The 13,314-nt window shown below is 65.7% G+C and carries 11 protein-coding genes and 1 pseudogene; 4 read left to right on the top strand and 8 right to left on the bottom strand.

The window, feature by feature from the left end; translation table 11 throughout:
• Positions 1-14: 14 nt before the first annotated feature.
• From HAP40_RS19525 to HAP40_RS19515, 3 genes are all read right to left on the bottom strand, one after another.
• The gene (locus tag HAP40_RS19525) at positions 15-2,261 is read right to left on the bottom strand and encodes a TonB-dependent siderophore receptor (protein WP_414645334.1); all 2,247 of its coding nucleotides are present in this window, start codon (positions 2,259-2,261) and stop codon (positions 15-17) included.
• A gap of 352 nt (positions 2,262-2,613) precedes the next feature.
• Positions 2,614-4,611 (bottom strand): primary-amine oxidase, encoded by a 1,998-nt coding sequence (locus HAP40_RS19520; protein ID WP_166816282.1) that lies wholly within the window; start codon positions 4,609-4,611, stop codon positions 2,614-2,616.
• Positions 4,612-4,622: 11 nt separating this feature from the next.
• Positions 4,623-5,819 (bottom strand): serine hydrolase domain-containing protein, encoded by a 1,197-nt coding sequence (locus HAP40_RS19515; protein ID WP_166819447.1) that lies wholly within the window; start codon positions 5,817-5,819, stop codon positions 4,623-4,625.
• A 183-nt stretch (positions 5,820-6,002) separates the two neighbouring features.
• On the opposite strand from HAP40_RS19515, the gene HAP40_RS19510 reads away from it, so the two are divergent.
• Complete coding sequence (locus HAP40_RS19510; RefSeq protein ID WP_166816283.1) at positions 6,003-6,992, top strand: helix-turn-helix domain-containing protein; 990 nt, start codon at positions 6,003-6,005, stop codon at positions 6,990-6,992.
• A 13-nt stretch (positions 6,993-7,005) separates the two neighbouring features.
• Here HAP40_RS19510 and HAP40_RS19505 read toward each other — a convergent pair whose 3' ends face one another.
• The 4 genes from HAP40_RS19505 to HAP40_RS19490 form a co-directional block, all read right to left on the bottom strand.
• Positions 7,006-7,779 carry a MetQ/NlpA family ABC transporter substrate-binding protein gene (locus HAP40_RS19505; protein ID WP_166816284.1) on the bottom strand — a complete coding sequence of 258 codons (774 nt, stop codon included), beginning with the start codon at positions 7,777-7,779 and terminating at the stop codon, positions 7,006-7,008.
• A 28-nt stretch (positions 7,780-7,807) separates the two neighbouring features.
• The gene (locus tag HAP40_RS19500) at positions 7,808-8,473 is read right to left on the bottom strand and encodes a methionine ABC transporter permease (protein ID WP_166816285.1); all 666 of its coding nucleotides are present in this window, start codon (positions 8,471-8,473) and stop codon (positions 7,808-7,810) included.
• On the bottom strand, positions 8,463-9,602 hold the full coding sequence (locus HAP40_RS19495) for a methionine ABC transporter ATP-binding protein (RefSeq protein WP_208024759.1): 1,140 nt from the start codon (positions 9,600-9,602) through the stop codon (positions 8,463-8,465). Before HAP40_RS19495 ends, HAP40_RS19500 begins: the two co-directional genes overlap by 11 nt.
• A gap of 217 nt (positions 9,603-9,819) precedes the next feature.
• Entirely contained in the window at positions 9,820-10,626 is an 807-nt protein-coding gene (locus HAP40_RS19490; protein ID WP_166816287.1) for an enoyl-CoA hydratase/isomerase family protein, read from the bottom strand.
• Positions 10,627-10,747: 121 nt separating this feature from the next.
• On the opposite strand from HAP40_RS19490, the gene nthA reads away from it, so the two are divergent.
• The 3 genes and pseudogenes from nthA to HAP40_RS19475 all read left to right on the top strand — a co-directional run bounded on the left by nthA (position 10,748) and on the right by HAP40_RS19475 (position 12,405).
• Positions 10,748-11,377, top strand: a complete 630-nt coding sequence (gene nthA, locus HAP40_RS19485; protein WP_166816288.1) for a nitrile hydratase subunit alpha — start codon at positions 10,748-10,750, stop codon at positions 11,375-11,377.
• Positions 11,374-12,033: a nitrile hydratase subunit beta gene (nthB, locus tag HAP40_RS19480; RefSeq protein WP_166816289.1), complete on the top strand. Its 660-nt coding sequence runs from the start codon at positions 11,374-11,376 to the stop codon at positions 12,031-12,033. Before nthA ends, nthB begins: the two co-directional genes overlap by 4 nt.
• Positions 12,033-12,405, top strand: a pseudogene (locus HAP40_RS19475) (nitrile hydratase accessory protein). Before nthB ends, HAP40_RS19475 begins: the two are co-directional and overlap by 1 nt.
• Positions 12,406-12,532: 127 nt before the next feature.
• Here HAP40_RS19475 and queC read toward each other — a convergent pair.
• The gene (gene queC / locus HAP40_RS19470) at positions 12,533-13,246 is read right to left on the bottom strand and encodes a 7-cyano-7-deazaguanine synthase QueC (RefSeq protein ID WP_166816290.1); all 714 of its coding nucleotides are present in this window, start codon (positions 13,244-13,246) and stop codon (positions 12,533-12,535) included.
• Positions 13,247-13,314: the final 68 nt, after the last annotated feature.

Raw genomic sequence — 13,314 nt, 5'->3', positions numbered from 1 at the left:
TCGTCGGTTCGAACTCACCAGCGGTAGGTCAGCTTGCCGATGGCCTTGCGCCCTTCGGCATAGAAGCAGCCCGACAGACTGTAACAGGCAGCGACATAGCGCGTATCGGCAAGGTTGGTCACGTTCAGCGACAGGCGCCAATTGTCACGGGTGTAGGCGAGCAGCGCGTCCAGCACGGTCGCGGAGCCTACCTTGAACGTGTTGGCATCGTCACCCCAGGTCGCGCCGACATAGCGGATGCCGCCGCCGAACTGCAAACCGGCGAGCGGCCCGTTCTGCAGCGTGTAATCGTTCCACAGTGAGGCGCGGTTGAGCGGTACGGTGACCGGCGCCTTGCCGACATTGACCGGATCCTGCGTGACCACGGCATCGACATAGGCATAGGCCGCGCGCAGGTTCCAGCCGTCGGCGAGCGACATGGTTCCTTCGAGCTCGATGCCGCGGGATTTCACCTGACCGGTCTGTTCGGCGAGATAGCTCGGCGGCGCGTAGGTCACGACATTGTCGCGCGTGAGGTCGAAGGCGGCAAAGGTGAACAGCGCGTTCCAGCCGAGCGGCTGGTACTTGACGCCCACCTCGTACTGGACGCCGGTCTCGGGATCCAGCATCTGGCCGGCCGGTCCCCTTGCGAGCACCGGCAGGAACGATTCCGAGTAGCTGAAATACGGCGCGATGCCATTGTCGAAATTGTACATGACGGCCGCGCGGCCGGTGAAGGCCGACGCATCCTTCGAGACCGACGTACTGGCGGCGGGCAGATCGCTGTCGAGCTGCGTCGTCACGAAGTCCTGCCGGCCGCCGAGCTGGAACGACAGCCGGCCGAGCTTGATCTGATCCTGTGCGTAGAGACCGACCTGCGATTGCTTGACGCCGGTGTTGTCGCTCATCGCGCCGATGGCCCAGTCGTAGCTGTAGACCGGGTTGAACACGTTGATCTCGGGAGCCGAGGTGGTGACGCCAAAGGCAGTGTCGCGGAACGCAGTGTTGCGATAATCGACCCCGACCAGGGTGGTGTGGCTGAAGATGCCGGTGACGAACTTGCCTTGCAGTTGATTGTCCACCGCGAAGGAGTTGATATACGAGTTGCTGTAGCTGCCTGCGCGCGCGAGTTGCCCGGCCGCCTCATCCGTATAGCCTGCCCCGTAAAACACCTTCTCCTCGTTATGCTGATAGGCGTAGCGCAGGTTCTGCCGGAACGTGATGTTGTCGGTGAAGTTGTGCGAGAGCTGGTAGCCGGCGGTCGCGATCTCGGTGTTGAACGCGTTGAAGCTCGGCACGCCCGCGAAGAACGAGACCGGGATGGTGCGGCCGTTGTTCGGCCATACCGTGCCCGAGGCCGGCAGGAACTGGAGGCCCCATCCTGCCCGATCCCGCTGGTAGTTCGCGAGCAAGGTGATGGTGGTGTCCTCGTTCGGCTTGAAGGTGACGGCGGGTGCGATGAAGACGCGGTTGTCCTTGGTGAAGTCGACCTGGGTCTGGCCGTCACGGACGACGCCGGTGAGGCGCCACAGCACCGTGCCTTCCTTGTTGGCCGAGCCGCCCATGTCGAACTGGCCCTGATAGCGGTTGAAGCTGCCGCCCGAAATCGAGACCTCGCCGAACTGCTGCGCCGTCGGCAACTTGGTCACGTAGTTGAGGATGCCGCCGGTGCCGCTGCCGCCATACATCGCCGAGGACGGTCCCTTCAGCACCTCGAGGCGCTCGGCGCCATAGGGATCGAGGCCGTTGAAATGCACGTAGTTGCTTGAAGGAACCCGTAAGCCGTCGATGTAGAGGCCCGACATGGTGGTGTCGAAACCCCGGATCTGGAGCGCGCCGAAGCGGGTGTCGGAGCCGCCGTTGACGTCGCCGCTGACGCCGGCGGTGTAGCGCAGTGCCTCGCCGATCGAGACCGCGCCCTGGTTCCTGATCTGGTCCGTGGTGACGACGGACACCGACTGCGGGGTTTCGATCAGCGGCGTATCCGTCTTGGTGGCGGTGCCGCTCCGCGTGGCGACGAACCCGCGCACCGGACCATTGGCGCGTTCACCCGTGGCGCCGTTCGATGATGCAGATTGGGTCGGCGCGACCTGCTGCGCGGGCGTGCGGCGATTGGCGCGAGCGGCGCGCGCGGCTGCAGACCTTTGCGTCGAGGCAATTGCCGCCGGCCGGGCGCGCTGCGCCGGCGCTTCCACGGTGACCGACGGAATCTGGGTCTGGGCTTGCGCGGAGCCGAAGGGCACCGCGAGAGCAAAGGTGCTGACTGCACTAAGGAGAAGCATTTGAATGCGTTGACGACGCGCGTCGGAACGCAAGGGAAATTGGAAGTCTGTCACGTCTTATAAAGCCCCACGCACTGCCGGCTTTGCCGGTACCGTTCTTGATGCCCCGCCCTAACTCAGGCGGTTTGGGAGTGCGATAGGAACAACGTTAGAATTTCTCCAGACGTGTGCGCAGCATGCGCGACCAATGCACTCATGCCGAATGAGCGCCTGCGGCGCTGCGCAGCCGACGCATATGCGAGCGGCGATCTCGGTCCTCGCCGTGATCGAGCATCTGGAATGCTTCTAGATAGAAAGACGATCTGACTTTTCGGCAATGGCTGGAAACGACCGGCCTGTTACCGCGCAGGTACTACGCCTCGCTCCCGCCACAGCACGATTCGCGGGCGCCGTTGCTCGCGCCCGCCAGCACGCTGCGGCCGTTGCGGTCCGGTGGGATATCGCCGGCCGCGTTGGCGGCGAAGAAGCCGGTCGGCTTCAGCACGAAGCCGGCATATTCGACCGGCATGATCGGGAAGTCCTCGGGCTTGCAGACGTGGGTATGGCCGAAGGAGTGCCACACCACGATATCGGCATTCTCGATGTTGCGGTCCTTCGCAGCATAGCGCGGCAGGCCGTCGCCGCCGGCATGGACGTTGGGATAGTCGCCGCTCGCGTATTTCTCGGCCGGATCGAACGCCGTCACCCAGACATGCTTGGTCGCGAAGCCGCCGCGCTTGCGCACGTAGCTGCCCTCCTGTGCCAGCATCAGCGGGCTCGGATTGACGACGAGCTTGTAGGCCGGCGCATTGCCGACCGAGTTGGTTTCGTTGGGATTGCTGATCTTCCAGAACCGGCCGGTTTCGCCATTGGCGATCCCCGCCGCGTCACGCTCGCGCGACAGCACGCGTGTCGTGGCGTCGAACACGTTGCCGTGCGGATTGTCGGCACCCCAGGGCCGCGGCACGAAATCGTGCTCGGTGACGGTGTTGCCGCCGTCGTCGAGATCCATGTGCAGGCGGACGTTGAAGAAGTGCTGGTGCGTCGGTCCGCCCAGATTGTCGTCGACCATCCCGCCCCATTTGTACATCTGGCCTGATGGCACGGCTGCGGTCTGGATGATGCCGGTGAGCTTGGTCTCCAGCTGGATCGTGCCGTCCTGGTAGAGATACCAGTAGAAGCCGTAATCGTAATTGCCGACTGTCGCGAAGAACGAGATCACGAGCCGCCGCGAGCGGCGGACCTCGAACAGGCCGTTGCGGAATTCGTAGTGCTTCCAGGCGATGCCATAGTCTTCCTCATGCATGCAGATGGCGTTCTGCATGATAAAGGGCTCGCCCTTGCTGTCCGCGGCCGGCACGTCGAAATAGTGGATGTGGCCGAGACAGTCGCAGCCGAGCTCGAGTGCGTTGGCGAGCATGCCGAGCCCGTATTCGCCGGCATCGAACGCCGACTTCCAGAAATGGTTCGCGGTCGGATCGGCGTAAGGCACCACCATCTCGGTGACGCTGGCGCGATGGATCAGCGAGCGCTTGCGTGCGCCGTCCTGGTAGGCGAGCCGATGCAGCACGAGGCCCTCGCGCGGCGTGAAGCCGATGCGGAAGCTCCATTTCTGCCAATCGACCTTCCAGCCGTCGACGCGAAAACTAGCACCCTCCGGCTGCTCGATATGCAGCGGCTTGATGTCGGTGCGTGGGCTCTTGACCTCATGCGCGCCGTAGTTCCGCTTCTTGCGCGGAATCGGCACGATCGGATCCTCGTCGGTGAGGTCGATGACCTTGCCGCCGATCAGATCGACGACGGCGACGACGCCCTCGATCGGATGGGCGTAGCCGTTGTCCTGGGGATGCTCGCGAAAATAACTGACCGCGCGCACGATGCGCGCACCGCGTTCGAATTCCTTGTCGAAGAAGCCCGAGGAGAACGGGTCGACCTGGACGAGCTCGATCTCCTCATCGCTGAGCCCGCGCCGCCGCATCGCGGCGCGCCAGCCGGAATCGGCCTTCACCACGGCCTCGCACTTGAAGAACTCCTCCAGCATCACCGGCGGCTGGCCATAGGGCGCCTCGCGGTTCGGGAGGAGTTTTCGCGCCACGATCTCGCTGCGGCCGAGATCGACGACGTGCTCGATCGCCTCTCCCGTCGTCACATCCAGCGTCAGCACGAAGGCGCGGCGCCCTGCCCCGCCCGCGGCCAGCTCCTGCTTGGTCGGCTCCTCCAACCGCACGCTCGGGAAGCGGCAATTCTCCGGCGAGGCCGCCGCTGCACGCACCAAAGTGCAGGCCGCGGTGATCTCTTCGGTCGTCAGCGGATCGAGCGCGTGCGTCGTGGCGGCTTTGTCCGGCGATTGGGATTTGGCGGCATCGAGCATGGGATGTCCGTTCAGCGCGGGGCGAGATGCGCGGTGATGGCGCGGAAGGCGGCGAGCCAGCGATGGTCGAGCGGCACGTCCATCGCCTTCGGCTGCGTGGCGAGCTTGACGATGACGGTGTCGGAAGCGGCGTCGATATAGAGCCACTGGCCGTGGATGCCGATCCCTGCGAGATCGTTGCGCGCCGGATCGATCGTGTACCATTTGCTGCGGTAGCGGGCGCCCGGAAAGATGTCGGCGAGGTCTCCATCGGCCCAGGCCCTGGGATCGCCGTTCTCGTGGATGTCGTCGATCCACCAGCCCGGCACCACCTGCCGCCCCTCGACCACGCCGCGGTTGCGGATCATCTCGCCGAAGCGGACGAGATCGCGCGCCGTGACGGAAAGGCCGCCGGCGATGCGGCCCATGCCGTGGCTGTCGAGCGTGAGTGAGCCGTCTTCCTCGGCGCCCATCGGCTGCCAGAGATATTCGGAAAGGATGCGGTGATAAGGCCTGCCGCAGGCGCGCTCATAGACCCAGCCGAGCACCTCGGTGTTGGTCGAAACGTAGTGGAACACCTTGCCGTGCGGCTTGCCCGTCCCGCGCAGCGTGGTGAGATAGGCCCGCTGATGCCCCGGCTCGACACCCGGCGGCGGCACGTCCCAGCCCGACGAGAAGCGATAGCGCGCGACGTCGCCGGCGGGGTCCTCGTAGTCCTCCTCGAACTTGATGGCGACGGCCATATCGAGGACGTTGCGAACCGTGCAGCTGCCATAGACCGAGGTCTCCAGCTCCGGCACGTAGCGCACCACCCTCGCCTCGGGATCGAGCAGCCCGCGCGCGGCGAGCACGCCGCCGAGCGTGCCGGCGATCGACTTGCTGATGGAGCAGATCAGATGCGGCGTGGTCGCGCTCATGCCGTCGCCGTACCATTCGTGGATCAGCGTGCCCCGATGCATGACGAGCAGGGCATCGCCAAAGGTCTCGCGCAGCGTGGCTTCGATCGTGGTCTCTTTGCCATCAGGCGCGGTGAAGCCGAGCTTTGACAGCTCGTGCGGCGCGCTTTGCATTGGCGTCGGATGCGCTGCGCGGCGGACCTCCGCGGTCGGCAGCACTTCGCGGGTGTGGGTAAAGCCCCAGCGTATCGCGGGGAAGCTGCGCCAGTTGGCGCGCGTCACCAGCGCCTCGGGCGCAGGCGGACTGCCGCGCATGATCTCGGTCGGCCGCATCTTGATCCTCCGCAAGGCGTTCTCCCAACCCCGATGTCGGGAACGGCTGGGGCGGAAGACTGCATTGAAGGCCGTCGCCGGCGTTATCGAGATCCGGCAATAATTTGCTGGACAGCGCCCGTGGCCGTGCCAGTCTGGCGTGGCTCCTGCAGGCTGCCGCGTGGTGAATTTCGACGTGTCGTCATGACCTTAAGCGCAACTCTTCCGACTTTGGACTCGAATGCCAGCCTGTTTCAGGCCAGCAGCACCGATGTCGATGAGCATTGCGCTGCACTCGGCCGCTGGCGGCTGAGCTACGACCAGATCAGCGCCGGCGCCTTCAGGGGCAGCTTCACTCAACTCTCCCTGCCCCGGCTCGACGTCTTTCGCGAGATCACCAGCCAGCAGGTCCGCCAATACGGCCAGTTGGGAGCCGACAGCTTTGGCATTGCACTGCCCTGGCATGGCGGCGGCGAGGTCAATTGCAATGGAGCCAGCGTTGCAGGCGCTCAGGTCATCGCCTGCATCGACGCAGAAGTCGATATGTGCACGCCGAAGTCGTTCGAGCTGCGCGGTGTCGTCGCCAGCGCGGCGATGATCGAGGAGCTGGCCGCCCGGCTCGATATCGAGCTGCCGCGCGCGGTCTGGCACCAGCTGCGGGTGATCGAGATGGCGCAGGCGCCGGTCGAACGATTGCGAGCTCATCTTGCCGCCATTCACGACACCGTCACGAGCGTGCCCGAACGGTTCGGCGATACGGCCGTCCGGCAGGCGCTCGAAGATGCCCTTCTTGTCGAGATCATGGACATGCTGCCGACCGCACGTCCCAGCGATCCCGGCCGCAGCGCTGCGGCCCGCAAGCGCACCGTCGATCGGGCGCGGGAGCTGATGCATGGCAGCGGCGAGCGGACGCTCTCGCTGCTGGAGGTCTGCAGGGCGGTCGGCGCCAGCCCGCGCAAGCTCGGCTATTGCTTCCAGGAGGTGCTGGGCACGAGTCCGATGCACTATTGGCGTGCGATGCGGCTCAACCGTGTGCGCCGCGATCTGAAACGCGCCGGCGGCACGGATGCCTCCGTCTACGACGTCGCCGTGCAGCACGGCTTCTGGCACTTCAGCCAGTTCTCGCTCGACTACAAGCGCCACTTCTCCGAGCTGCCCTCGCAGACGCTACGGCGCGCCAGGCTCGCTGCCTGACGCGTCGTTTGCCTTACCAGGTCGGCAGGTAGGTCCCCTTGAAGCGCGTCTCCAGGAACGCCTTCACGGGATCGGAATGGTAGACCTCGATCAACTGCTTCACCCACGGCTTGTCCTTGTCTTCCTCGCGAACGGCGAGGATGTTGACCCAGGGGCCGTCGGGGTTTTCGCGCGCGATCGCATCGGTCGCCGGGTTGAGGCCGGCCTGCACGGCGTAATTATTGTTGATCGAGACGACGTCGACGTCCTGCAGCGCGCGCGGAAGCTGGGCGGCATCGAGCTCGACGAAGCGCAGCTTCTTCGGGTTGTCCGTGATATCCGCGATCGTCGACGAGACGTTGTTCGGATCCTTCAGCTTGATCACGCCGTGCAGCGCCAGAATCATCAAGCCGCGGGCACCGTTGGACGGATCGTTGGCGATCGCCACGCGAGCGCCCTTGGGCAGGTCCGCGAGCTTCTTGTACTTCTGCGAATAGACGCCCTGCGGCGAGCCGATCGAGTTCGCGACCTTGACGATCTTCCAGCCGGTCTTGGAGATCTGGTTCTTCAGGTACGGCTCGTGCTGGAACGAGTTGGCCTCGAGATCCCTCAGCGCGAGCGCCTGGTTCGGGATCACGTAGTCGGTGAACTCGACCACCTTGATGTCGATGCCGCGCTCGGCGCCGACCTTCTTGACGACGTCCAGGATCTCGGCATGCGGGCCGGCGGTCACGCCGACGCGGATGGTTTCGGCTTGGGCACTGGCCGCAAGCAAGGCTGCAGCCGCAAGGGTTGCGAGAAATCGCATTGATGCCTCCAGTTCCAGAAAAATCGGTTCAGCGATGCCGCAGCCGTCGGTTGACCCGGCGCGCGAGATAGTCGCCCGCGCTCTGCACGACCTGCACCAGCGCGATCAGCACGACCACGACGGCCAGCATCATCTCCGGCATGAAGCGCTGGTAGCCGTAGCGGATGCCGAGATCGCCGAGCCCGCCGCCCCCGACGGCGCCGACCATCGCGGAATAGCCGAGCAGGCTGACCACGGCGAGCGTCAGCGCCAGCAGCAGGCCCGGCAGCGCCTCGGGGATCAGCACCTTGAGCACGATCTGGACCGGCGAGGCCCCGAACGAGGACGCCGTCTCGATCAGGCCACCGTCGACCTCGCGGATCGCAGCCTCCACGAGGCGCGCGATGAAGGGCGTTGAGGCAATCGTCAGCGGGACGATCGCCGCGGTCGACCCGATCGAGGTGCCGGCGATGAGCCGCGTGAACGGGATGATGGCGACGACCAGGATGATGAAGGGCGTGGACCGCGTCGCGTTGACGATCACGCCGAGGATGCCGTTGACGGCGGGGGCCGCGAACAGCTCCCCCTTGCGGCTGGTGGCGAGGAAGACGCCGAGCGGCAGGCCGAAGACGGTGCCGAGCAGCGCCGCGATGCCGACCATGAACAGCGTTTCGCCCATGGCCTGGACGATCAGATTGATGAGTTCAGGCGACATGGCCGAGACGCTCCGCCGAGAATTGATATTGAGAGAGCCAGGCGAGCGTGCGCGTCTCCGCGCCCTCGCCGCCGGGAATGCCGAGAACGAGCGAGCCGACGTGCTGGCCGCCGATCTCGTCGATCCGCGCCGCGAGCAGCGCGATGTCGAGGCCGAGTTCGCGGGCGAGCCGCGCCACCAGCGTGTCGCCGGCCCCTGCCCCGCGCACCTGGACGCGGATCACGCCCTGCCCGCCCGCCACAGGCTCCGGCACGATCCGGCTCGCCAGCGACACCGGCAGGCTGTCGCCGATCACTTCGGCGAGGAAGGACTGCGTGATCGGGTGCTTCGGATGGGTGAAGATGTCGGCGACATGGCCGCTCTCGACCACACGGCCGGCATCGAGCACGACGACCTCCTTCGCAAGCTGGCGCACCACGGACATTTCGTGGGTGATCAGCACGATGGTCACACCGAGCTCGCGGTTGATATTGGCGAGCAGATCGAGGATCGCGCGCGTGTTCTGCGGATCGAGCGCCGAGGTCGCCTCGTCCGAGAGCAGGACGCTCGGCCGCGTCGCCAGCGCCCGCGCGATGCCGACGCGCTGCTTCTGGCCGCCGGAGAGTTCAGACGGATAGCGGTCGTGCTTGTCGGCGATGCCGACGAGCGCGAGCAATTCGGTCACGCGAGCCTTGATGTCGGCCTTGGCCCAGCCGGCGATTTCGAGCGGCAGCGCGATGTTGTCGGCGGCGGTGCGCGACGACAGCAAGTTGAAATGCTGGAAGATCATGCCGATCGAGCGTTGCGCCAGCCGCAGGTCGCGCCCCGCGAGCGCGGAGATGTCCCTGTTGTCGACAATGACGCGGCCCGTGCTTGGCTTCTCCAGGCCGTTGATCAGGCGGACCAGGCTGGACTTGCCGGCTCCGGAGCGGCCGATCACGCCGGTGATGGAACCGCGCGGAATCGCGAAATCGATGTCCTGCAGGGCGTTGACGCCGGGCTTGCCGCGATAGGCCGGATAGGTCTTTGAGATGCCTTCGAAGCGGACCATCGCGTCAGGCTCGGTCGCTGCGAGGGACATCGCATCCTGCGTCCGGATCGGCAGTCCGATCGCAAGTGATTGATGGGCGTTCATGGAAGCGGCCTTCATGCACAATGGTTCGCTTGCCCGCGCGGGAAGCCTAGTCGCATCATGCGACGGGGATGGAACCGCGATGAGGGGCTCGCGAAAGCACGCTGCACCGCAGCACGCACCATCGCCCTTTCGGGCTCTCCTTGCAATGTCAGATATTTGCCGGGAGTTGGGCTAAGTTTTCCCGATCGTCTCCTGGCGAAGAAGAATTATCTGCCGGGCATCATCGCCTCGATTACCGCCCCTTGAACCGCGGCTTGCGGCGCGTCAGGAACGCCTCGACGCCCTCCTTGTGGTCCTCACTGAGGCTTGCGAGCGCGAACTGGTCGACGTCCATGTGGCTCGCAAGATCGTCCAGCGCATGCGCGAGCCGGTTGATGGTGAGCTTCGTCATCGCAACCGACAGCGGCGGCTGCGCGGCGACCTTGCGCGCGAGATCCATCGCGGCCTCGAATGCATGGCCGGGATCGACCACGTGCTCCACCAGCCGCCATTCATAGGCCTCATCCGCCGTGATGCGCTGATCGGCCAGGATCACCGCCTGCTTGGTGCGGGCCGGCCCCATCAGATGCAGCATGCGCGGAATGCTCTGCCAGCTCATGTTCATGCCGAGGCCGATCTCGGGCACGCGCAAATGTGCATCGCGCCCCATGACGCGGAAGTCGAGCGCCACGGCGAGCGCGACGCCTCCGCCGACGCAAAAGCCCTCGATCGCGGCGATCGTGATCTGCTCCATCTCCTGCCAGGCCTGCGTCAGGCGCGGCCCGAGCTTGAGATGCCGCCGCAGCGTGCCGAGGTCCATCTCCTTGCGCGAGCGTCCTTCGGCGTCCTTGAGGTCGAAGCCGGCGCTGAACGCGCCCGAACTGCCGGTCAGGACGACGACCGACGTCGCAGCGTCGTCCTCGAAGCTGCGCGCCGCTGCGGTCAGCTGCCGCAACGCCTCCGGTGACAGGGCGTTGATGCCGTCGCCGCGATCGAACCGCACCACCGCGATCCGTCCCTCTGGCCCGAGGCCCCTTTCGATCTTCACGTAGTCCGTCACCAGCGTCTCCCAACCTGCTTTGCGGCGATGCTAGCCTACATCCGGCCTTGCGAATATGGGACCCGGTTGCGCCGCAACGCATACTCGACAGGCAGGGACCATTGCGCCTATCCTCGCCGCCATGAGCCACGATCACGACCATCACCACGATCACGATCATTCCGAGCTGTCGGAGACCGAGCTGCGCGTGCGCGCGCTCGAGACGATCCTGACGGAAAAAGGCTATGTCGAGCCGGCTGCGCTCGATGCCATCATCCAGGCCTATGAAACCAAGATCGGCCCGCACAATGGCGCGAGCGTCGTCGCAAAGGCCTGGAGCGATCCTGCCTTCAAGACGGCGCTGCTGGAGGACGGCAGCAAGGCGATCGGCACGCTCGGCCATGTCAGCCGCGTCGGCGATCACCTCGTCGTGGTCGAGAACACACCGCAGCGGCACAACATGGTCGTGTGCACGCTGTGCTCCTGCTACCCCTGGGAGATGCTCGGGCTGCCGCCGGTCTGGTACAAGGCCGCCCCCTACCGTTCGCGTGCCGTGAAGGACCCGCGCGGCGTGCTCGCCGATTTCGGCGTCACGGTGGCCAAGGACATCGAAATCCGGGTGTGGGATTCCACGGCCGAAACGCGCTTCCTGGTGCTGCCGATGCGTCCTGCCGGCACGGAGGGCTGGAGCGAGGAACAACTCGCCGAGCTCGTCACGCGCGATTCCATGATCGGCACCGGCTTCCCCAAAACGCCGGGAGCGCCCTCGTGAATGGCGTGCACGACATGGGTGGGATGGACGGGTTCGGCAAGGTCGAGCCCGAACCGAACGAGCCGATGTTCCACGAGGAGTGGGAGTCCCGCGTTCTGGCCATGGTGCGCGCAATGGGAGCGGCTGGCGCCTTCAACATCGACACCTCGCGCTTCTATCGCGAGACGCTGCCGCCACATATTTATCTCTCGAGCTCCTACTACAAGAAATGGTTCCTCGGCCTCGAGGAGATGCTGATCGAGAAAGGCTACCTCACCAGGGAGGAGGTCGCCGCCGGCCGCGCGATGCAAGCCCCGAAGGCGCTCAAGCACGGCAAGTTCGACCTCGCCAATGTCGAGCGCGTGATGGTGCGCGGCAAGTTCGCCCGCCCTGCCCCGGCGTCCGCCAGGTTCAATATAGGCGATCGCGTGCGCGCCAAGAACATTCATCCGGCCACGCATACGCGGCTGCCGCGCTATGTGCGCGGCCACGTCGGCGTGGTCGAGCTCAACCATGGCTGCCACGTGTTTCCGGATTCCGCGGCGATGGAACTCGGCGAAAATCCGCAGTGGCTCTACACGGTCGTGTTCGAGGGCCGTGATCTCTGGGGCGCCGATGGCGATCCGACGCTGAAAGTGTCAATCGACGCGTTCGAGCCCTATCTGGACCCGGCGTGATGAGCAGCCCGCTTGCGGCCGCCGCGACGATGGCGATTCCGAGCATTCCGCGCGATGACACCCGTCTTCCGCGCGCCCTGGGAGGCGCACGCATTCGCGATGGCCTTGAGCCTGCACGAACGCGGCGTGTTCACCTGGCCCGAATGGGCCGCCGCCCTTGCCGATGAGATCAAGCGTGCGCAGGCCGCCGGCGATCCTGATACTGGCGAGACCTACTATTTGCACTGGCTCGCCACGCTGGAAGGCCTCGTTGCACGCAAGGGCGTCGCGTCCACGGAAACGCTGCACCGCTATCGCGACGCCTGGGACCACGCGGCCGATCGCACGCCGCACGGCAAGCCGATTGAGTTGCGCCCGGAGGATTTTGGTTAGCTCCTGCTGAGTTCGTCATTGCGAGCAACGCAATGCCCTGCAGCTCACTCTCGTGTCCCGGCTCTGCAGCGCACCGCTGTAGACGCGCTGCGCCGCGTCCGCGGCACGAGAGTAGTTCGGCGCGGCCCTACCTCGCCGCCGCGAACTCCCGCCATCCCTTCGCGCGCAGGCTGCAGGCCGGGCATTCGCCGCAGCCATAGCCCCAATCATGCTGCGCGCCGCGTTCGCCGAGATAGCAGGTGTGCGACTGCTCGCGGATGAGGTCGACCAGCCCGTCGCCGCCGAGGTCATGCGCCAGTTTCCACGTCGCGGCCTTGTCGATCCACATCAAGGGCGTATGCAACTCGAACGTCCTGGCCATGCCGAGCGAGAGCGCCGCCTGCATCGCGCGGATGGTGTCGTCGCGGCAATCGGGATAGCCGGAATAGTCGGTCTCGCACATGCCGCCGGCGATGTGGGTGATGCCGCGCCGGTAGGCCAGGGCCGCGGCGAAGGTCAGGAACACCAGATTGCGGCCGGGCACGAAGGTGTTGGGCAGACCGTCGGCGCCCATCGCGATCGCGACGTCGCGCGTCAGCGCCGTCTCGGAGACGGCGGCCAGCGTCGGGATCGACAGCGTATGGCTCTCGCCGAGCTTTGCGGCCCAGTCCGCGCGCAGGCCCTTGATGCCGTCGAACAGCCGGTCGCGGCAGGCCAGCTCGATAGCGTGGCGCTGACCGTACTCGAACCCGAGCGTCTCCACCCGCGCGAAGCGGCTGAGCGCCCAGGCGAGGCAGGTCGTGGAATCCTGGCCGCCGGAAAACAGCACCAGCGCGGTTTGTGATGAAAATGCGTCACTCATGACCCGCGCTTTAGCACTGCGCCGACCGCCCGCCAATCGGTGGAAATCGTCCCGTTCGGCCGGGCCCC

This window comes from Bradyrhizobium sp. 1(2017) (assembly GCF_011602485.2).
Lineage (GTDB): Bacteria > Pseudomonadota > Alphaproteobacteria > Rhizobiales > Xanthobacteraceae > Bradyrhizobium.
This window is presented reverse-complemented; position numbering and strand designations above follow the sequence as displayed.